The following is a 20238-nucleotide window of genomic DNA, read 5'->3' on the forward strand; positions in this document are numbered from 1 at the left end:
TCATAGGGAACGCGAGATGATTTCCTTCATCACCTCGTTCGTGCCGGCATAGATTTTTTGCACGCGCTGATCCACCCACAATCTCGAGATGGGGTACTCGGTCATGTAGCCATATCCGCCGTGAAGCTGCATACAGTCATCGAGTACCTTCATCGCTCGCTCAGTGGTCCACCACTTCGCCATGGCGACGGTCTGCACGTCGAGTTGACCCGCAAGGTGCAGGTCGATGCAGTAGTCGAGGAACACTCGTGCGATGCGCGTTTCGGTCGCGGCTTCAGCCAGCGTGAACTTGGTGTTCTGAAAGCCAAAGACAGGCCGACCGAACGCCTCCCGCTCACGCGTATACTTGAGCGTCTGCTCCAGGGCAAGTTCCATCGCTGCGACAGCCCCCACCGCGACGATGAGTCGCTCTTGTGGCAGCTGCGTCATCAGCTGAATGAAGCCCTGTCCCTCAGCCTGGCCCAGTAGATGCGAGCGCGGAACTCTCACTTCATCGAAGAACAACTCGGAGGTGTCCTGGCCGCGCTGGCCGATTTTGTCGAGAACCTTGCCCCGCCGGAATCCCACCCGGTCAGCCTCGACAGCGATCAAAGAGATGCCCGCAGCGCCCTGGCTCGGATCTGTCTTGGCAACAACGATGATGAGGTCGGCCTGTTGGCCGTTGGTGATGAAAGTCTTGGAGCCGGTGATCACGTACTCGTCACCGTCAAGGAGGGCCTTTGTCTTGACGCTCTGGAGATCGGACCCGGTCCCCGGTTCTGTCATGGCGATCGCCCCGATCATTTCACCGGACGCCATCTTGGGAAGCCACTGCGCGCGCAGCTCTTCAGTCGCGTACTGCAGGATGTAGTGGGCGACGATTCCGCTGTGCAGTCCCGCGCCCCATGAGCTGTCACCGATGCGGGCCTGCTCTTCGAGCACGACCGCTTCGTGCGCGAAAGTGCCACCGCCTCCGCCGTATTCCTCAGGTATAGACATGCAGAGCAGGCCCAGCTCGCCCGCTCGGTTCCACAGTTCTCGGTCGACGTGGTGCTGGTCTGCAAAGCGGTTCGCATGCGGCGCCAATTCGGCCGAGAAGAACTTCGCAGCGAGGTCACGAAGCTCGAGTAATTCGGCATTCATCCAGGGAGAGATTGGTGAGGACATGATTACCTTCCGACTGTTGGAATTCCTGGGATTCGACGTTATGACGTTTCGATTTCGATGAGGTATTCGCCGGCAGAGTGGCGGGCACGGATGGCCTTTTTGTCGTACTTTCCGACGCTCGTCCTCGGAATATCGGACACGAAGCTCCATCGCTCAGGAATCCACCATTTGGCGACTTTGCCCGAAAGGAACGATCGGAGTTGGTCAATGTCAACGTCGGTTCCGGGGTGGACAACGACAAGCGCCAACGGCCTTTCCTGCCATTTATCGTCCGCGACGCCGACTACCGCCGCTTCGTACACGGCAGGGTGCCCGATCAGCGTGTTTTCCAGCTCTACCGAGGAGATCCACTCGCCACCTGACTTGATGACGTCTTTCGAGCGGTCGGTCAGTGTCAGATAGCCCTGGGGGTCGATCCTGCCCACATCACCGGTACGCAGCCATCCTTCATCGAACTTCTCCGTATCGTTGTCTCCGAAATAGGAACCGGTGATCCAAGGGCCGCGCGCCTGAATTTCCCCAACTGACCGACCGTCCCACGGCACGTCTTTCCCGTCGTCGTCCCGCAACCGGATTTCGACACCGCAGATCGGTCGACCCTGGCTTGCGCGCATCTCCCAGCGTCGCGTCTCGTCGGCTCCGCGAGCCGGGCGTGCAACGGTAGCCAGTGGAGAGGTTTCGGTCATACCCCATGCCTGCACAATGGGCACGTTGTACTTCTCTTCGAACGCCCGCATCAGGGAAAGCGGAACAGCAGATCCCCCGCATGCGACCAGCCGCAGTGAAGAAATGTCTCGGTCAGGGTGCGAATCCAAATATCGGTCGACGTCATTCCAGATCGTCGGCACTGCACCGGCCACGGTCGGCCTGGTGTCTTCGATGATCGACACCAACGGTTCGGCTTGGAGATACCGGTCAGGCAGCACCAGATCCGCACCGGACATCAACGCTGCGTAGATAAGCCCCCACGCATTGGCGTGAAACATCGGGACGATGGCCAGCACACGGTCGGCCTCGCTAACTGACAACGCGTTAGCCGTGCAGGCGGTCAGGGAGTGAAGGTACGTCGAACGGTGACTGTAGACGACCCCTTTGGGATCCCCGGTGGTGCCGCTCGTATAACACATGGCCGCGGCGGACAGCTCGTCGAGCCGAGGCCAGTCAAATGACTCTTCCTGGCCGGCAAGCACTTCCTCGTAACGCAGAACGGTCTTCCCGCATCCCTGTAGCGGGGCAAGGTCGCCCTCCCCGGTCGCGATGACGGTGTGCACCGACGCCATCGCCGGGAGCGCGCAAGCCAACAACGGCGCAACCGAAGCATCTACTAGCACAATCTGATCGCTCGCGTGGTTGGCGATGTACGCGAGTTGCTCCGGAGCCAAACGAATGTTCAGAGTGTGCAGCACCGCACCCATGGAGGGAACCGCACAGTAGGCCTCCAAATGTTCCTGGTTGCTCCACTGGAAGGTGGCCACGCGTTGGTCCGCCGTGATGCCAAGGCTGCGCAGCGCATTGGCAAGGCGAGCCACTCGCGCCAGCACAATGCGGTAAAGCGTTCTCCGATATCCATTTCCGGTCGGAGTGACAACCTCGCTGTCACCGTGTATGGCTGCCGCATGCTGAACGATCGCCGAAACCGTGAGCGGAACATCTTGCATCGTGCTTTGCATCGCGTAGTGCCCTTTCAGGCGAAGAGGTCGGGACGACAGTTCGGCTGGTCGATGAATGTGCCGTAATACGTTCTCAGTGCTTGCAGGATGTCTGCCAGGGGTAGATCGTCGTAGGCTCCCCGGTCGCGCAGATACTCCATGTGCTGGGTGCCGTCACCGGTGAAACCATGGAGCAGCGCGTCGCTACGGCCGTCGAATTCGATCGGCGAGACACCGAAACGTGCGCACAGCTCGCGATTGAACGCCGGGGTCGCCTTTACCCACGCACCGTTGAGAAACATGAGACTGTAACCGTGGTAGACGAAAACGTCGGTACCACCCATCCGCTCGCGCAATGTCTTGGTCTGGAGGTGGTTTCGGACGTCGGCGAACCCCAGCCGGGCCGGGATGCCCGCCGCTCGGCACGCTGCAGTCAAGAGCACGGCCTTCGGAACGCAGTAGGCGCGTTCTGCGGTTGCGACGGTGCTGGCGCGATAGGCGTGCGGGTTATCGGTCACCGTGTAGGGGTCGTACCAAATGGAGTCGCGGACCGCGGTGAAGATGCCGATGGCCTTCTCGGTGTCGCCGCAGGCACCACGGATCGCCGATGACACGAAGTCACGTACCGAATCTTGTTGCCAGTCAAGGAACTCCGTGGGTTCGAGGTAGGGCCTGTGGTCAATGGTCATCGGCGCTTCATTTCCAACGGAAGTCCGTCCACCGGAATGGGCAGCGAAGTGTTGTCCCATCGGACGTGATAGTTCTCCGGAACCGTCCAGGTGAACGAACGCAGCATCCTGTGCAGGATCGCCTTGACCTCGAGCGTCCCGAATTGCATGCCGATGCACTTGTGCGCTCCACCTCCGAACGGAACCCAGGCGAATCGGTGGTGTTGATCTTCGCGCCGAGGCTCGTCGAAACGTGAGGGATCGAACCGCTCCGGATCACTCCAGATCGTTCGATCGAAGTGATTCACGGCAGGCGTTATGGCGCACAAAATGTTCGCGGGGATGTGATATCCGTCGATGGCGACATCTCGAACCGTCTTGCGCATCACCAGCGGAACAGGTGCAAGCAGTCTGAGCGCTTCCTTGATCACGAGGTCGATGACCGTCATCTTCTCCAGGGCATCGATGTCCGGCAACCCGTCACCGACGGCATCGGCTTCCGCAGCCGCTGCCTCCTGCCACTGCGGATACTTGGCAAGGAAATAGGTGACCGCTGTGGTGGTGATCGTCGATGTGTCGTGGGCCGCCATCATCAAGAAGATCATGTGATTCACCACATCCTCGTCGGAAAACCGCTCCCCGTCTTCGGTGGTGGCTTGACAGAGAGCAGCGAACAGATCCTCCGTTTCACCGGCTCGCGCGGCCGGCAGATGCCGGAAGAAGTAGTCCTCCAAGACGCGCCGCCCTTGCACACCAGCGCGGAATCTGGTTCCCGGAAGCGGAACACGCACAAGGGAACTCGCCGCCCGGACGGTAGCGACGAACGCCTTGTTGACGGCATCGCTCTCGTCCTTGCCACGGCCGCCCATGAAGACGTCGGTAGCTATGTCGAGGGTGAGTTCCTTCAACAGTGGGTAGATACGAACCGACGGGCCCACCGGCCACGCAGGCACTGCCGAGCGAACGCATGGGGTTACCTGTTCGACGTATCCGGTCAGGCGCGGACGCGTAAACGCCTCCTGCATGATGCGCCGGTGCATCAAGTGCTCGTCGAAGCTCATGAGCATCAAACCGCGATGGAAGAAGGCGTCGATCAGGAAAGACCAGCCATCCTGAGAGAATGCCTTCGCTTCGCTCGTGAACGCCTCTCGAGTGGCGTCCGGGCCGGCGATGACCACCATCTTGGTGCCGAACGCGCCCATCCACGACACCGAACCCAGACGGTCGTAGCGCTCTCGACTGAAATCCGAGCCGAATCGGATGTAGTCGAGCGTGTGACCCACGAAGGGCAGTCCGGCATCCCCCCGGACGGCTTTCAATCCACTGCCCGCGGGTGCCGGTGCCAGTTCACGAACCGGCCAGTCCCGGCTCCATCGACGCCATCTGTCGTCGACGGCGTGAGGCGCAGGCACCATGATCACAGAGGACAACCGCTCCTTCACGTGGTGGGCGGGTGCGAGACGGTGATTCGTCATGGTTCCTCCTGGACGCTGAGCCGCTCTGACCGTGTCATCGCTAGTCTTTACATAAGCGCGCTAGATGTCAATATCTGGACAATATTGGGCTAGGAGTTAAGTGCGCGTCTCGCACCCATGGCCGGCCCAGGACCCGGCAGACTCGGTGCAGCGGGGCCTCCGACCTTTAGACGCCCGACCCTTCTCAAGACGTAATCGCCGCCGCGCAGCTTCCGCGTGAGGAGTCGATAAACCAAGGTAGGCCCCGGCCAGTTCGTCGGGATTTCCCCACTCGAGGTTCGATACCAGCTCGCACACAGCGCCCACACCGACCTCCGTAGTCGCCTTCTCAAGCGCGTGTTGTAACGGTGCGCGATCTCTGACTTGACCTCGACCGCATGACCCGGATGAGCAGCCACGACCTTGATGAGCGTTGCGATGTGACGGACTTGTGACTCGATCATGTAGAGGATCGACCCCGAGCCCACATTCGTGTTGGGACCATAAAGCAGGAACAAGTTCGGGAACATGGGGACAGTGATGCCCAGATATGCGTATGCCTGGGTCTTCCACACCTCGGCCAAGGAGACTCCGCGAGAGCCGCGCACGGACATCGGGGCGAGAAAATCGGTGGCGCGAAACCCGGTTCCGTAGATCACGACATCTGCAGGACGAAACTCTCCATCCACGGTCTTCACACCCTTGTCGCAGAGCTCTGCGATAGCCTTCGGCACCAACGACACGCGATCACTCGCGATTGCTGGATAGTAATCATTCGAGAACAGCACTCGCTTGCACCCTGGCGCGTCGGAAGGCATCAATTGCTCGCGCAAAGATGGGCTAGCAACCTGCCGATGTAGGTGGCGGCGCGCGATCGCACCGAGAACGCGTGAGAGGGGCTTCGCGTCGACTAGCGTCACAGCGAGCAACTCGAAAAGTAGCCATACCGCGAAACGCTCGAGGCGCAGCGCCATCGGCAATAATTCGCTCACCCTGTGGTGAAGGACTCCATACCTGCTTTCCCACTTCGGCAAGATCCACGGAGCCGTGCGCTGATACAGCGTGACATGCTCTGCCTCGCGGGCGATGTGTGGCACGAATTGGACCGCACTTGCCCCTGTGCCGATGACGGCTACTTGCTTGCCGCGAAGCGAAACCGATCGGTCCCAACGCGCCGAATGAAAGCGCGGCCCCTGAAAGGTGTCTGCGTCGGCGATATCCGGTATGTGGGGTAAGGAGAGCTGACCCACGGCCGAGACGACGACATCACAGCATATCGTCTCGTTCGAGCTCGTAGCCAGGGTCCAACGCCCGGACTGATCGTCGAAGGTCAGGTCGACAACTTCGGTCTGTGTGCGTAGATGTGCGGCCAGTCCGCCACTCTCCACGAGTCGTTGGAGGTACTCGAGTATCTCGGGTTGCTCGGCATACCGCCGTGACCAACGAGGATTGGGCTTGTACGAGAGTGAGTACAACGCTGACGGCACGTCGCAGGCCGCTCCCGGATAGGTGTTGTCACGCCAAACACCCCCGATGTCTGCAGCCTTTTCCAGGATCGTGAAGTTCGTGAACCCGTCCTTCTTCAGCCGGTGGGCCATCGCAACCCCGGCGAAGCCGGCCCCGATGATCACGATCGACGGATCGTATGCGCGACAGGCCGTCGCGAAGTTGCTGCTCATGAGGCAGAGACGACTGACTTCACGCTGCGGCGGTGGAGGTGGTGTAAGTGTAGGTGTAGGTGCATTGCCTGTTCGGACACTTTCACCTGACTCCCGAGGCTTCAAGGAAGCGTCCCGCTCGATGAATCGCGTCTCGGGCTTCGGGAAGAATCCGGAACATAGCCTGGAATACATGGATCTGTCCCCGGTATACCTGGATCTCGACGTGGGATCCAGCTGATTGAAGTCGCTCGGCGAGACGGCGCGAGTCATCGATCAACATTTCTCTCCCGCCCACCTGAATGAGGATCGGCGGCATCGAGGTGAGGTCCGCGTCAAGCACGCTGAGGCGCGGATCTCCGCGATCTGCACCACCTACGTAGAGGTCAAGAGCGCGCGCCGCTGATTGAGCGGAGGCAAAAGGATCCCGGCGGCGAAGTTCACGCGCTCTGGCGAGTTCGCACCTGAGATCCAGGACGGGAGACATCAGCAGCATCGCATCAGGGAGCGGCAATCCAGCTGCACGTGCGCCCAAGGCCGTGGCCATCGTGAGCTGACCGCCCGCTGAATCTCCGGCAACCGCGACGGTGCGCTGGCAAGAACCTGGGGACCCTCCGCTGGTAAGCCAGCGATACGCGTTCAGTGCATCGTCCGCGGCTGCGGGATAGGGATATCGTGGCGCAAGTCGATACTTGACGGCGAAGATTGGGCGTCCGCTTGCGGAGGCGAGTTCGCCGAGAAGACCGCGGTGCGTCTCCGGCGAGCACATAGAATAGGCACCGCCGTGGATGTACAGCAATGGGTTCGCATGCGGATGTATCACAGGTGTGGTGATCCAGTCCCCACGAACCGGGCCTCCGGCGAATACAGTGTCAACCTTGCGCACTGTGACGCCGCGCCGAGGCCGTGAGGCGACGAGCGCTGTTCGCAGCACGCGATCCATCACCGCAAGTCCGTAGGCGTTTGATGGCATCAGCTGTGTCAGTGGGCGCAGCGTGGTTCGCGAGGACATCGCGACGAGATGGCTGGCAAGGCTGGGCTGCCAGTCGGGGGCATCCATTCTGGTCACCGGGGACACACCTCCTCGGGCCGATTCTCGAATCGGTAGTCCGAGAGGCGAAAGGTGCGGCTTCGCCAATACGTCTCCAGAGTCGTTGATGGACGGAGTGGAACGTCGCCGTGCTTGTCGAAGTAGTAGCTGTTGGCATTGGAACAGCTCGGCTGCCAGAAAACCTGCCTGTGACGACGACTCAGCACTTCGGCGAAGTAACGGTCATTCGCCTCCTTCTTAACCTCGACGAGGCTCGCACCCAGTGCCCGCGCGCGACGAAGACAGCGGACGATGTGCCGACTCTGCGCCTCGATGAGCGTGAAGTACGAGGCGCCGTTGTAGCCGTAGGGACCGAAGATGTTGAAATGATTCGGAAATCCCGGGACGCTCACCCCTTCGAAGGCCTGCAGTCGATGCTCGTCCCACCATGTAGCCTGCTCCAGCCCGCCGCGTCCCTTCAACACGTACGTTGGCATGTTGCCCGACTCCATCACTTTGAAGCCGGTGGCCAGGATCAAGACGTCAATGGGATGAGCTTTGCCGTCTCGAGTATGGACGGATGCATGGTCGATATGGGTTATGCCGCTCGTCTCGAGCGAAACGTTGGACCGGTTGTACGTTGCGAGATAGGAATTGTGGAAGCTGGGTCGTTTACAGCCCAACGAGTAGCGCGGAATGAGTTGTTCTCTCGTCGTCGGGTCATGGACTTCACGCCGCATGTACCGCTTTGCGGCGCTCTCCATGACATCGGCGAACGGTATCACCGTATGAAAGTGAGCGGCGATTGGGAAAGTGATTTCTACGAACGCCTGGCTCGCGGTCCGGGTCGCCAATTGTGCCCCCGGCAGGAAATGTAGAAGCCTTCCAGCCCACGTCGGTATTGGGAAGTCTGGCTTGGGCAGACAATAAATTGGAGTTCGCTGAAAGACCGTCAGACTCTCTGCTTTTCTTGCGATTTCGGGTATCAGTTGCACGGCTGACGCACCGGTACCGATTACTGCGACCCTCTTCCCGCTGAGATCTTTGGTATCGTCCCATCTAGCCGTGTGGAGCGTAACGCCGGCGAAATCTCGCACCCCCTTGATTTCAGGCCATTTCGGCCGACTGAGAACGCCGGAGCAATTGATCACGAAGCGTGCGGTGATCTCCTCACCTTTTGCGGTCGTCAGACGCCAAAATGTTGCATTTTCGTCAAAGCAAGCTGCGGTGATGGTTGTATTGAAACGAATATGGTCTCCAAGCTCGTACTTTTCAACGCATTGCTCCGCATAGGCTTTGAGCTCGTTGCCGTGGGCGTATGTACGCGACCAAGAGGGCCGCATTTCGTATGAGAATTGATAACTGTACGACGGTATGTCGACCGCGATACCGGGATAGGTGTTCCAGTGCCACGTACCACCTACGCCATCGGCGTCGTCAACCATCAAGAAGTCGGTAAATCCCGCCTTCATCAAGCTAATGCCAGACCCGATGCCGGAAAATCCAGCTCCTATGATGATTATCTCGTAATTACGGTCGGACTTGCGATCCATTGCTGTATTTCACCGTTCTGACGGTCAGCCTTGCAAATTTGTATTCAGAGTGATTGCGTCAGCTCGAGGTGTGTATCGTCGCGCCGGGTTATCACGTAATCATGAGGATCCAAGTGGGATAGTTCTCTCATAAACTGGGTCGCGAAACCTGGGTACATGGTCCCGTTGTAGCCGTCCTCGGTCAAATACCAGCTGCTGCAGCCAGAATTCCATGTTGTACGTCGAAGGCGGCGCTGAATTTCGGAGTGATAGCGGTCCTGGCGATCCTCCCTCACATCCAAAGTACCGATGTCATTTTGCTGAAGGAGCTTGATCGCCTTGACTATATAGTCAATTGCGGCCTCCATATATACGAGCGCCGAATTGTGGCCTGGCCCGGAATTCGGTCCGAAAGTGAAGAACAAATTCGGATACCCGGCCACGCTCACGCTCTTGAAGGCGTATCGCCCCAAGAACCATTCATCGCCGAGCTTCCGACCACCGAGGCCGCTGATCGGGAACGGGGTGCCACGTTTGGCCACATCGAAGCCAGTGGCAAACACCATACAGTCCACCTCGTGCTCCACACCGTCAGCGGTCCGAATACCGTTCGGTGACAACGTGGCGATCGGCCAACTGATCAGCTTACAGTTATCCGACTGTAGCGCAGGATAATAATCGCTGGTCATGAGCATACGTTTGCAACCTGCTCTGAAATGGGGCGTCAATTGACGTCTCAACCAGGGATCTTTCACCTGCCGACGCAGATGAGCCTTCGCCATCAGTTGTATCGCCGATGTCGCGGCGGTGTTCCAGACCATACCCACTGCCATCACTTCGTGTGCCCAGAACCAAGCGTCACGGAGCGCCTGTTCGCTCGCCGGCAATTGCTTAAAGGTCGAGCGCGCCCAAGCCGGATGCTTGAAGTTAAACCTGGGCAATACCCAGCCGGGCGTTCTTTGGAAGACTTTGACCGACGCAGCCGACTTCACGAGCTCAGGAATGATCTGCACCGCGCTCGCGCCCGTCCCGATGACTGCAACCCTCTTGTCGCGGAGGTCGTAGCCCTGGTCCCATCGAGCGCTGTGGATTTTCTTTCCCTCGTACGAGTCGATACCTCGAATATCCGGAAAGCTCGCGTCGGCAAGTGGTCCACTGGCCATCACGACCGAACGAGCTTGATAACGCGTTCCGTCGGCCGTGTCGGCCACCCAGATGCCGGCACCCTCATCGAATTCCAAGGCGGTTACATCGGTATCAAACTGGATGAACCGGGCAAGGTCGTACTTAATGACGATCTCGTCGATATATTCGAGGATCTCAGCGCTCCCCGAGTAGGTACGAGTCCAGCCCGGATTCGGCTCGAACGAGTAGGAGTAGAGAAGCGAGGGAATATCGCAGGCCGCACCGGGATAAGTATTGTCTCGCCAGGTGCCTCCAACGCGATCTGACCGTTCCAGGATGACGAAGTCATCCGTGCCCTCCTGAAGCAGTCTGATCGCCGCACCGATACCTGCGAACCCGGCGCCGACGATCAACGTCGTCGTGGTGCCTGTCATTTGGCAACCGGTTCGTAGGTCAGTTCGTCCGTCCAGGATGGCGGCCGACCGAAAATCTGAACAGGGAAAACATCAATCGCATTGCCAAGGCGCTGAGACACGAAGTGCAGAGGCTGGGACCGCTTGATGGAAGACGACATGTGCGCCTTCAAGATGTGATAACCGGGCACCCTCCGCGTATGCTCACTCCGGTCGCCGACATTGGCATACCGCGTCACTGCATTGTATAACTTCTCCTCGGACAGACCCATAGCGTTGAGATTCATCAACATACGCGTCAGGAGCGGGATATACAGCAACGCGCCGGTGAGAATGCGCGGGTCGACCAGAGCACCCGCAGTTTGAATGGCGTGGATTCGCATCGGGCTGGCGCCCAGGTCATTCAAGACCTGGAAGCCAACCGCGAGATGCCGCGATTCGTCGCTGTTGACCTTGTTGAACACCTCCCCGCACACAGGGTCGTCAACCTCATCGAGGAGAAACTTCAGCAGCGCTCCATCGAGCGCAGTCTCCAGTGCCGGAATCGCGGCCCCGATGACGGTCAGGGGCAGGGCTTCGGCATAACGGTCCAACCATTCGATCACCAGCCGAATATTCTTGTTCGGGACCGGTTTCTCGCCTTCCTCCAGCATGCCCCAGCGACGCATCAGGGCAAGTTCGGCATTGGCGTGACGCTGCTCCTCGGCGTGAAAGTAACGGTAAATGTCTCCGAGCGCTTCGAATGGCGCCTTCGGAGCCATCGCGGCGAAGGCACGTGCTCCAACATGCTCAATCCACACCACGTCGGACATGAATTGCTTGAGTGTGGGACGCTGTTCATCGGTGATCAGTTCCGCGCCAGGGGCGTCCCAATCGATATCGGCGAGAGCCCATTGCTTGTTCTTGATTGTCTCGAGCATGTCGCTGTATGCGAAAGCCATTTTCCTGCTCCTCTACTCGGCTGAATCGTTCCTTGAGGCCATGCGCTCCACGAGGCCCAGCGTGCGTGTAAAAGGACCGGGTAGGGCTCTCTTGAGTTGCCACAAGACTTTGGCATCGAGTTGGGGTACTACATAAATTCGTCCGCGATCGTGCGCGTTCAACGTCGTTCGAGCAACGTGCTGTGGCGAAATGCCGGTCCATTTCATCAGGTTGGTCGCGAGTCGTGCAGCCGCCTCGTCGATGTGAGGATTATTGGCGATGTTCGTCTTCACGAAGGTGGGACAAAGCACTGTGACGTTGACGTCAGTACCGCTCAGTTCGGCCGCCAGTGTCTCCGACAGAGCGAGCACTCCGGCCTTGCTGACGTTGTAAGCCGCCATCCGAGGGGCCGAGCCAAAGCTCGCTGCGGACGCCACATTGATGACTCCGCCATGCCCATTGCTCCGGAGCCGAGGCACAAAAGTCTCGCAGCCGTAGATCACGCCCCAGAGGTTGACAGAAATCGCCGCTTTCCAGTCCTCGATTGACGTCGCGCCGATGCGGTTGCCGCCTGCACCGATTCCGGCGTTGTTGATGACGAGGCTCGCGGCCTTCCCGAACCAGTCTTCGCTCACATCAGCGAGGTTGCGGATCTGCTCAAGATCGGTGACGTCGCATGCGATGTCGAAGCCCTCGCCGCCAGCCTGCCTCACCAACTCTGCCGACTCTTTTGCGGTGACGGGATCTCTGTCAGCGCACACCACGCGTCCGCCTCGGCGTGCAAGCTCAACGGCGAATGCGCGGCCGATACCGCTTCCTGCGCCCGTAACGACTGCATCGGCTCGGTGCGTTCTGCCTGGTGCGCCGCCGAATGGCAGCAATCTCATTCGTCTGCCTTTCGGGTCGCGACATTGACGTCTGCTGTGAGGGAACTCTCATCTGGGGGCACCAGCCACCATTGGTGTCGCATGCCACCAGTTTTGTCGTGGACCGAGCACCTTGTCAAGATGGAGAGGTGCGGTCGAGAAACAAGCGCTGGGGTGGTCGAACCGGGGCCGAGCGTCGTGCAGAACGACGGCAGCAATTGATCGAGGCCGCAACCGAGATTTGGAGTGAGAGCGGTTGGGCCGCAGTGACTATGCGCGGAGTATGCGCCCGCACGAGGCTCAACGATCGATACTTCTACGAGGACTTCAAGACGCGCGATGAACTGCTCGTCGCAGCGTGGGATGGCGTCCGCAACGACATGCTCGGCGAGGTCGCCGCGCTCTTCAACGAGCGCGTGAATCGGCCGCCGATCGAAACAATCACCGCAGCGATCACCATCGTGGTCGACCGGATCGCACGCGATCCCGGCCGAGCACACATCCTCCTCGCTCAGCACGTAGGTAGCTCACCGCTACAAGACCGCCGCGCCGTGGCGCTACAGGAAGCAACGCAGTTAGTCGTTGAGGCAAGCCGGCCACACCTCCGACAAGATGCCGACGAGATAGCCCTTCGCATGGACACTCTCATCGCAGTCGGCGGGTTCGTCGAAGTCATCACCGCCTGGCACTCGGGTCTGCTTACGGTCACCGAGAAGGAAATGGTCGCGCACACTAGCAGACTTGCTGAAACCCTGGCTCAACGCTATATCGTCAGCGACTGATCCAGGCTCACAGGCCAGCCAGCTCCGTGGCGATCGCTGCCGAACCGCATTCTTGGTCCGACCGCCTTCAGCGGCCGAGCACCGCGCCCGTGACGCTGCCGGCGCTCACGCTGTTCGGCAGGAGCGACGCAGGAACGGTGCTCCTGCGTCGCCGAACTTCCGCACCTCTGCTATCCCAGCTGAGCGATAACTCTCTGTGAACCGTCTTGCTCGAACAGTTCCTTGCTCCAACGCTCCAGGACCGCAGCACTGTCCCAATCATCAGGATGGAAACCCGGGCGGTTGTAGGAACGGAATCGCCGCAGCGCATCAGCGGTGAACATCGGGGTGCGACTGAAGCGGTACAGACTGCGCACCAACGTGACCGGGTTATACGAGGCTCTATCAGCGGCCATGGACAGGGCAGTCTGCAGAATGAGTTCGCCAAACAAAATTGCTGAAGCGATCCGCATGCCCCGTACACGGGTGCGCTCGGTTCCTCCAATCAACTGGTAGACATCGAAGGCGACCGCTTTGTGCTCCGACTCCTCGAACGCATGCCACAGCAGAATCGGTCGAACCTCTGTCTGTCCGATGAGCTTCTGGGCGTCTTCGCTGGTAAGAATGATTTCTGCCAGCGTAGCGGTGTAGTGCTCCAACGCGGACGTCATGGACAGCCGCATTTCCGGCGAAAAGCGCCGTTCCAATCGCTTGATCAAGCGTGCGACATGACGATCGATCCGCGCGGTCGGATACCCCATGACCTGGAGTCGCTCGTTGAGGAGACGATGCTGGTGTCGGTGCGTGGCCTCTTGTCCGATGAAACCCTTGACCGCTGTCTCCAATTGGGGATCCTCGATGGAACTCTGGAAGTTCCTGACCGAACGGATGAAGAAATCCTCGCCTTCCGGGAACGTCGCAGAAAGCACCGAGATGAAATGGCTCATCACCAGGTCGCCATCGACAAAATGTTGCCGCTTCGTGGAGGTCGGCATCGGAAAACGAACACGCCTGGGTTTTGGCAGCACGCGGGTCCTGGTCGGGGCTTGATCTTCCGACATTTGAGGTCCTTCCTCGAAGTTGTATCTGACTTTATACCTTGTCAGATAAGACTGCCAGACTGTAGGACATGAGTCCAGCACGTGTTTATGGCGGGCTGTCCGCAGCTCAACGCGATGCGCAGCGCCGGATGATGTTGATTGATGCCGCAGTCTCAATCATGGGCACCCACGGAGCTGCCGCGTGCACCGTGACCGCCGTGTGTGCGGAGTCAGGAGTGACGAGCCGGTACTTCTACCAGCAGTTTCGCGACCGAGACGCGCTGTTGCACGCGGTATTTGCCAAGATCTCCGCCACCTTCCAAGCGGTGGTAACCAGCGCCATTCCGGACGACACGGTTGCGCCTCAAGAACTCGCTTACGCTCCGATCAAGGCCCTGGTTCAGGTGATCGAGAACGATCCCAGCATGGCCCGCATACTGTTTGTCGAGTCGGGCGCAGAACCCCTTCTTCGGCAACTGCGAAGCGAACTGATGACCGATTTTGCGGAGCTGGTCCTCAGAGAGGCCCGTTTGCACCTCGATATACCCAGCGATGTGCTTCAAGTCGCAGATCTCGCCGCTACCTACGGTGTCGGGGGCCTGTTCGAGATACTCCGTCGCTGGATAGACGGACAACTGAACCTCTCGACTGAAATGCTTATCGAGCACGGTGCGGGTTTTCTCGGCAGTCTCGGGCTGTATACCCTCGGGCAGGCACCTGATCAGGCCGCTCCGCGGCTGGCCGCAGTTGACGAGAACCGATAGATTCTGAGCGACCCGGCGTTATGCAGGCTCGGTTGGCTGAGGCGCATGGCGCGACGCTGACAATCACTGCTGGCGTTCACCCGAGATCGCGACCGTAGACCACACGCGCCGGACGAGGAACTCGATACGACCTCGCAAGGGCCCTGTGTGCCGTCGCGCCTGCAGTCTATTTCGATCGCTCGATCTGCAGCGAAGCGCACCGCTTCGTCCATCGCGATTCGACGGAATCGCGGCGCGGGAAACAAATCTGACGCCCGGCCTGCCGCCGTTGTCACCTGATGTTAATTGCGGCTAACATCAGCGCCTAGCAGATCGACGTCGATGCTCGCCCGGAGGGAAAACTTTGGTACAGGTCCTGCCCGATCGGGTCGACGACACCGCGCCCAGCTATCTCAAGAACCGCGAAGGACTGAGCGCGCAACTCGACACCATCGCGGAGCAACTGGCGCTGGTCAACGGCGGCGGCGGCGCAAAATATGTTGCGCGCCACCGCAAGCGGGGCAAGCTGCTTGTCCGCGAGCGCATCGAGCTGATGCTCGACCCCGACACAGCGTTCCTCGAACTATGCCCCTTCGCCGCCTGGGGCAGTAAGTTCCCCGTCGGCGGTAGCGTGGTGGTAGGCATCGGCGTGGTCGAGGGCATCGAGTCGATGATCATCGCCCACGACCCCACCGTCCGCGGCGGCGCATCGAACCCCTATACCTTCCGCAAGGTGTTCCGCGGCATGGCCATCGCGCGGGAGAACCGGCTGCCCATCATCAACATCGTCGAGTCTGGCGGCGCCGACCTGCCCACGCAGGCAGAGATCTTCGTGCCCGGCGGACAGCTGTTCCACGACTTGACACAGCACAGCGCAGCGGGGCTGCCGACACTGGCCTTGGTCTTCGGCAACTCGACCGCGGGAGGTGCGTACGTCCCGGGCATGTGCGACTACGTCGTGATGGTGCGCAACCGTTCCAAGGTGTTCCTCGGGGGTCCGCCGCTGGTCAAGATGGCCACGGGCGAGGTCTCCGATGACGAGTCGCTCGGCGGCGCCGACATGCACGCCCGCACCTCGGGGCTGGCCGATTACATGGCCGAGGACGAGCAGGATGCGATCCGCATCGGCCGTCGCATCATGGCGCGGCTCAACTGGCGGAAGAACGGCCCCGGACCCACCACGCCGCCGCACCCGCCGGTGCACGACCCCGATCAGCTGCTCGGCATCGCGTCGGTCGATCCGAAGGTGCCCTTCGACCCCCGCGACGTCATCGCCCGAGTGGTCGACGGCTCGGCCTTCGACGAGTTCAAACCTCTCTACGGCACGTCACTCGTCACCGGCTGGGCCTCGATCCACGGCTTCCCGGTCGGCATCCTCGCCAACGCACGGGGCATCCTGTTCAGTGAGGAGGCCGAGAAGGGTTCGCAGTTCATCCAACTGGCAAATCAGATCGACACCCCCCTCATCTTCCTGCAGAACACCACTGGTTTCATGGTCGGTGCCGAGTACGAACAGGGCGGCATCATCAAGGACGGCGCCAAGATGATCAACGCCGTATCAAACAGCACAGTCCCCCACGTGACCATCACCATGGGTGCGTCCTACGGTGCCGGGAACTACGGCATGTGCGGGCGGTCGTACTCGCCGCGTTTCCTATTCGCTTGGCCTAACTCGAAGTCGGCCGTGATGGGTCCGGCGCAACTGGCCGGAGTGCTGTCCATCGTGGCGCGCGAGTCCGCCGCCGACCGCGGGCTGCCCTTCGACGAGGAGGCCGACGCCCAGATGCGCGCCGCCGTCGAGGAACAGATCGAGCGCGAATCCGTCGCACTGGCCAACAGCGGCCGCCTGTACGACGACGGGATCATCGATCCCCGCGATACGCGGACCGTTCTCGGGTTCTGCCTGTCGGTGATCCACAACGGCGAGGTCCGTGGCCAGCGTGGCTACGGCGTGTTCCGGATGTGATGGCGATGCCCGAGATCCGCAAGGTCCTGGTCGCCAACCGTGGCGAGATCGCGCGGCGGGTGTTCCGCACTTGCCGCGACCTCGGGATCGCCACCGTGGCGGTCTATTCCGACGCCGACGCCGACGCGTGGCACGTCGCCGACGCCGACGAGGCCGTGCACCTTCCCGGCTCGTCTGCCGCCGAGACCTACCTCGATATCCACCGGATCATCGCCGCTGCCTCGCTCACCGGCGCGGACGCAGTACACCCCGGCTACGGCTTCCTTTCGGAGAACGCCGGGTTCGCGCGTGCCTGTGCCGCCGCCGACCTCGTCTTCATCGGTCCGCCGCCCGGGGCGATCGACGCGATGGGCTCGAAGCTGCAGGCCAAGAAGATGATGTCCGACGCGGGGGTGCCTGTGCTGCCCGGTGGCGACACGACGGGGCTGTCGGCCGAGCAGCTGGCGAAGCTGGCCGCCGACGTCGGCTACCCCGTAATGGTCAAGGCCAGCGCCGGCGGGGGTGGCCGAGGCATGCGCGTTGTCGCGTCGCCGGACGAGCTCGACGAAGCGGTCACCTCCGCTTCGCGTGAGGCCGCCGCCGCGTTCGCCGACGGCACCGTCTTCCTCGAGCGTTACGTCCAGCGCCCGCGCCATGTCGAGATCCAGGTCATGGCCGACACGCACGGAAACGTCGTGTCTCTGTTCGAGCGCGAGTGCTCCGTGCAACGTCGACACCAGAAGGTGATCGAGGAGGCGCCGTCACCGGTCGTCGACGACGCGTTGCGCGCTCGGATGAGCGACGCCGCCATCGCCGCCGCGCGCGCCGTCGGCTACGTAGGCGCCGGGACGGTCGAGTTCGTCTACGACGCCGCTCAGGATGGCAAAGCCGACTCCTTCGCCTTCCTCGAGATGAACACCCGGCTGCAGGTCGAGCACCCGGTTACCGAGCTGATCACCGGCCTCGACCTGGTGCGTGCCCAGCTGCTCGTAGCCATGGGCCGCCCGCTGCCTGAGGAGATGCACAACCCGCGAATTCGCGGTCACGCGGTCGAGGCCCGTCTGTGCGCCGAGGATCCGGCCGATGACTACCGGCCCTGTACCGGCACCCTGCGCACCTTGGATGTCCCGGCGCTTGCCGGCGTGCGGGTTGACTCGGGTTTTCGTGCCGGTTCGGTCATCAGTCATTACTACGATTCGCTGCTGGCCAAGGTCATCGCGTGGGCACCAACGCGCGACGAGGCACTTGCCAGCCTCTCGGCGGCGCTGGCCGGCGCCCGTATTCACGGCGTGACCACCAATCGCAACCTGCTTGTTCGCGTCCTGCGCCATGACGAGTTCGCCGGGCGGGGCACCGACACTGGGTTCCTTGACCGACACGACGTCGCCCAACTCGGCGCTGCCCTCCCAGACACGCAGTCCGAGCGCCTGCACGCTGTCGCGGCGACCGTGGCCGGGGTGGCCGCGCGGCGTGCCGTCGCAACTCTGCAGGCCACGTTGCCCGCCGGCTGGCGCAACAACCCTTCGCAGCCGCAGACCACAACCTGGCAAACCCAGGGCGGGCGCGAAGTGCGCGTCGGGTACACGTTAGGTTCGACAGGGACCGGCCTGCAGGTCGACGACGAGCCGTTGGCCGACGTCGAGGTTGTCGAGGGCAGTAGCGAGCGGGTGGTGCTGCGCGTCGACGGGGTGCGCCGCACTTATGATGTCGTCCTCGACGGCGATGTTGCCCACCTCGACTCGGTCGCCGGCTACTCCGCCCTGCGGCTGGCGCCACGCTTCGTCGACCCGAGCACTCTGAACCCGCCCGGGTCGCTCACCGCGCCGATGCCGGGTTCGGTGGTCCGACTACCGGTCGCCGAGGGCGAAACGGTGTCAGCGGGTCAAACGCTCGTCGTCCTGGAGGCGATGAAGATGGAGCACACCGTCGCGAGCCCGATCGACGGGGTGCTGAGCGCCCTGCCGGTCCAGGTCGGCCATCAGGTCTCGAGCGGTGACGTCCTCGCCGTGGTCGAGGCGGTGGACGGCGGCGAAGTGGCGTCGGACGCCACGAAGCTCAAATGAACCTCGCGCGCTGCCGATCGGTGGCGCGTCGATACCGACGTGAGGAGTGTCATGGAATTGCACGAGACAGAGGAACGGCAGGACCTGCGCAAGGCGGTCGCCGAGATCGCCAAGGACTTCGGACACGAGTACTACCTGGAAAAGTCGCTGGCCGGCGCGAAGAGCACCGAGCTGTGGCAGGCCGTGGGCAAACAGGGCTTCCTCGGGGTGAACCTTTCCGAGCAGTACGGCGGCGGCGGCGGCGGCATCTACGACATGCAGATCATCGGTGAGGAGCTCGCCGCGGCGGGCTGCCCGCTGCTGATGACCGTCGTCTCGCCGACCATCTGCGGCACGATCATCCAGGCATTCGGCAGTGAGGAACTCAAGCAGCAGTGGCTGCCGGGCATCGCCAGCGGCGAGACGATCATGGCCTTCGCGATCACCGAGCCGGACGCGGGCTCGAACTCGCACAACATCTCCACGACCGCCAAACGCGACGGCGACGACTGGGTCATCAACGGCACCAAGTACTACATTTCTGGTGTCGACGAAGCCGAAGCGATCCTGGTCGTCACCCGAACGTCTACCAATGACCGTGGCCGCGGACTACTCAGCCTGCTCGTCGTGCCCACCGATGTCCCCGGGCTCACCAAGTCACTCATCCCGGTGCAGGCGGTCACTCCGGAGAAGCAGTTCACTCTATTCTTCGATGACGTCCGCGTGCCGGCCGCCAACCTGATCGGCACGGAGAACGAGGGCCTGCGCCAGGTCTTCATGGGCCTGAACCCGGAGCGAATCATGGGGGCGGCGCTCGGCAACGGCATCGGTCGCTACGCGCTGGATAAAGCCGCCGATTACGCCCGCAACCGCCACGTGTGGGGAGCGCCGATCGGCTCGCACCAGGGCGTATCGCACCCGCTCGCCCACGCCAAGATCCAGGTTGAGCTGGCCCGGTTGATGACTCAGCGTGCCGCCGCCCTGCACGACGCCGGCGACCCCGGGTCGGGTGAGGCGTCGAACATGGCGAAATATGCCGCAGCCGAGGCGGGCATCCTGGCGCTCGACCAGGCGATTCAGACCCACGGCGGCAACGGCATGGCCACCGAGTACGGCCTCGCCACGTTGTGGGGTCCGGCCCGGCTCATGCGCACCGCGCCGATCAGCCGCGAGATGATCCTCAACTTCGTGGCGCAGCACAGCCTGAAACTGCCCGCGTCCTACTGAGTCGCCGCGGACTGAAAG

16 protein-coding genes are annotated in these 20238 nt (G+C 61.5%); 5 read left to right on the top strand and 11 right to left on the bottom strand.

Annotation, left to right across the window (positions count from 1 at the left end):
• The 10 genes from MAAFP003_RS16265 to MAAFP003_RS16310 all read right to left on the bottom strand — a co-directional run bounded on the left by MAAFP003_RS16265 (window position 1) and on the right by MAAFP003_RS16310 (window position 12483).
• On the bottom strand, window positions 1-1146 hold the full coding sequence (locus MAAFP003_RS16265; protein WP_014805688.1) for an acyl-CoA dehydrogenase family protein: 1146 nt from the start codon (window positions 1144-1146) through the stop codon (window positions 1-3).
• A 38-nt stretch (window positions 1147-1184) separates the two neighbouring features.
• On the bottom strand, window positions 1185-2804 hold the full coding sequence (locus MAAFP003_RS16270; RefSeq protein WP_096291206.1) for a fatty acid--CoA ligase: 1620 nt from the start codon (window positions 2802-2804) through the stop codon (window positions 1185-1187).
• A gap of 26 nt (window positions 2805-2830) precedes the next feature.
• Window positions 2831-3484: a transglutaminase-like domain-containing protein gene (locus tag MAAFP003_RS16275; RefSeq protein WP_014805690.1), complete on the bottom strand. Its 654-nt coding sequence runs from the start codon at window positions 3482-3484 to the stop codon at window positions 2831-2833.
• The gene (locus tag MAAFP003_RS16280; RefSeq protein ID WP_014805691.1) at window positions 3481-4938 is read right to left on the bottom strand and encodes a cytochrome P450; all 1458 of its coding nucleotides are present in this window, start codon (window positions 4936-4938) and stop codon (window positions 3481-3483) included. Before MAAFP003_RS16280 ends, MAAFP003_RS16275 begins: the two co-directional genes overlap by 4 nt.
• An 89-nt stretch (window positions 4939-5027) precedes the next feature.
• On the bottom strand, window positions 5028-6596 hold the full coding sequence (locus tag MAAFP003_RS16285; RefSeq protein WP_096288492.1) for a flavin-containing monooxygenase: 1569 nt from the start codon (window positions 6594-6596) through the stop codon (window positions 5028-5030).
• Between the two features lie 82 nt (window positions 6597-6678).
• On the bottom strand, window positions 6679-7635 hold the full coding sequence (locus tag MAAFP003_RS16290) for an alpha/beta hydrolase (RefSeq protein ID WP_081495204.1): 957 nt from the start codon (window positions 7633-7635) through the stop codon (window positions 6679-6681).
• 5 nt (window positions 7636-7640) lie between these two features.
• Window positions 7641-9158 carry a flavin-containing monooxygenase gene (locus MAAFP003_RS16295; RefSeq protein WP_014805694.1) on the bottom strand — a complete coding sequence of 506 codons (1518 nt, stop codon included), beginning with the start codon at window positions 9156-9158 and terminating at the stop codon, window positions 7641-7643.
• A 44-nt stretch (window positions 9159-9202) separates the two neighbouring features.
• Window positions 9203-10696: a flavin-containing monooxygenase gene (locus MAAFP003_RS16300; protein WP_048469527.1), complete on the bottom strand. Its 1494-nt coding sequence runs from the start codon at window positions 10694-10696 to the stop codon at window positions 9203-9205.
• The gene (locus tag MAAFP003_RS16305; protein ID WP_014805696.1) at window positions 10693-11616 is read right to left on the bottom strand and encodes a hypothetical protein; all 924 of its coding nucleotides are present in this window, start codon (window positions 11614-11616) and stop codon (window positions 10693-10695) included. The genes MAAFP003_RS16300 and MAAFP003_RS16305 overlap by 4 nt, the downstream gene beginning before the upstream one ends.
• A 12-nt stretch (window positions 11617-11628) precedes the next feature.
• Window positions 11629-12483, bottom strand: a complete 855-nt coding sequence (locus MAAFP003_RS16310) for an SDR family NAD(P)-dependent oxidoreductase (RefSeq protein ID WP_014805697.1) — start codon at window positions 12481-12483, stop codon at window positions 11629-11631.
• A 128-nt stretch (window positions 12484-12611) separates the two neighbouring features.
• Between MAAFP003_RS16310 and MAAFP003_RS16315 the strand changes: the two genes are divergently transcribed.
• Complete coding sequence (locus MAAFP003_RS16315) at window positions 12612-13244, top strand: TetR/AcrR family transcriptional regulator (RefSeq protein ID WP_096288495.1); 633 nt, start codon at window positions 12612-12614, stop codon at window positions 13242-13244.
• A gap of 170 nt (window positions 13245-13414) precedes the next feature.
• On the opposite strand, the gene MAAFP003_RS16320 is transcribed toward MAAFP003_RS16315, so the two are convergent.
• A complete protein-coding gene (locus MAAFP003_RS16320; protein ID WP_096288497.1) occupies window positions 13415-14284 on the bottom strand; it encodes a metal-dependent hydrolase in 870 nt (289 codons plus the stop codon).
• A 68-nt stretch (window positions 14285-14352) separates the two neighbouring features.
• On the opposite strand from MAAFP003_RS16320, the gene MAAFP003_RS16325 reads away from it, so the two are divergent.
• From MAAFP003_RS16325 to MAAFP003_RS16345, 4 genes are all read left to right on the top strand, one after another.
• Entirely contained in the window at window positions 14353-15027 is a 675-nt protein-coding gene (locus tag MAAFP003_RS16325) for a TetR/AcrR family transcriptional regulator (RefSeq protein ID WP_096288500.1), read from the top strand.
• Between the two features lie 343 nt (window positions 15028-15370).
• Window positions 15371-16972 carry an acyl-CoA carboxylase subunit beta gene (locus MAAFP003_RS16335; protein ID WP_014213383.1) on the top strand — a complete coding sequence of 534 codons (1602 nt, stop codon included), beginning with the start codon at window positions 15371-15373 and terminating at the stop codon, window positions 16970-16972.
• Window positions 16973-16977: 5 nt separating this feature from the next.
• The gene (locus tag MAAFP003_RS16340; protein WP_207768542.1) at window positions 16978-19014 is read left to right on the top strand and encodes an ATP-binding protein; all 2037 of its coding nucleotides are present in this window, start codon (window positions 16978-16980) and stop codon (window positions 19012-19014) included.
• Window positions 19015-19065: 51 nt separating this feature from the next.
• Window positions 19066-20220 carry an acyl-CoA dehydrogenase family protein gene (locus MAAFP003_RS16345; RefSeq protein ID WP_096288505.1) on the top strand — a complete coding sequence of 385 codons (1155 nt, stop codon included), beginning with the start codon at window positions 19066-19068 and terminating at the stop codon, window positions 20218-20220.
• The last annotated feature ends 18 nt before the right edge of the window (window positions 20221-20238 follow it).

This window comes from Mycobacterium ahvazicum, assembly GCF_900176255.2.
GTDB classification, from domain to species: domain Bacteria; phylum Actinomycetota; class Actinomycetes; order Mycobacteriales; family Mycobacteriaceae; genus Mycobacterium; species Mycobacterium ahvazicum.

What these genes read in the sequence shown, in the direction of transcription:
- MAAFP003_RS16270 (WP_096291206.1), bottom strand. Translation starts at nt 2,804, where the DNA reads ATGCAAGATGTTCCGCTCACGGTTTCGGCGATCGTTCAGCATGCGGCA.
- MAAFP003_RS16305 (WP_014805696.1), bottom strand. Translation starts at nt 11,616, where the DNA reads ATGGCTTTCGCATACAGCGACATGCTCGAGACAATCAAGAACAAGCAA.
- MAAFP003_RS16290 (WP_081495204.1), bottom strand. Translation starts at nt 7,635, where the DNA reads ATGGATGCCCCCGACTGGCAGCCCAGCCTTGCCAGCCATCTCGTCGCG.
- MAAFP003_RS16325 (WP_096288500.1), top strand. Translation starts at nt 14,353, where the DNA reads ATGAGTCCAGCACGTGTTTATGGCGGGCTGTCCGCAGCTCAACGCGAT.
- MAAFP003_RS16345 (WP_096288505.1), top strand. Translation starts at nt 19,066, where the DNA reads ATGGAATTGCACGAGACAGAGGAACGGCAGGACCTGCGCAAGGCGGTC.
- MAAFP003_RS16285 (WP_096288492.1), bottom strand. Translation starts at nt 6,596, where the DNA reads ATGAGCAGCAACTTCGCGACGGCCTGTCGCGCATACGATCCGTCGATC.
- MAAFP003_RS16300 (WP_048469527.1), bottom strand. Translation starts at nt 10,696, where the DNA reads ATGACAGGCACCACGACGACGTTGATCGTCGGCGCCGGGTTCGCAGGT.
- MAAFP003_RS16340 (WP_207768542.1), top strand. Translation starts at nt 16,978, where the DNA reads ATGCCCGAGATCCGCAAGGTCCTGGTCGCCAACCGTGGCGAGATCGCG.
- MAAFP003_RS16295 (WP_014805694.1), bottom strand. Translation starts at nt 9,158, where the DNA reads ATGGATCGCAAGTCCGACCGTAATTACGAGATAATCATCATAGGAGCT.
- MAAFP003_RS16310 (WP_014805697.1), bottom strand. Translation starts at nt 12,483, where the DNA reads ATGAGATTGCTGCCATTCGGCGGCGCACCAGGCAGAACGCACCGAGCC.
- MAAFP003_RS16280 (WP_014805691.1), bottom strand. Translation starts at nt 4,938, where the DNA reads ATGACGAATCACCGTCTCGCACCCGCCCACCACGTGAAGGAGCGGTTG.
- MAAFP003_RS16275 (WP_014805690.1), bottom strand. Translation starts at nt 3,484, where the DNA reads ATGACCATTGACCACAGGCCCTACCTCGAACCCACGGAGTTCCTTGAC.
- MAAFP003_RS16320 (WP_096288497.1), bottom strand. Translation starts at nt 14,284, where the DNA reads ATGTCGGAAGATCAAGCCCCGACCAGGACCCGCGTGCTGCCAAAACCC.
- MAAFP003_RS16265 (WP_014805688.1), bottom strand. Translation starts at nt 1,146, where the DNA reads ATGTCCTCACCAATCTCTCCCTGGATGAATGCCGAATTACTCGAGCTT.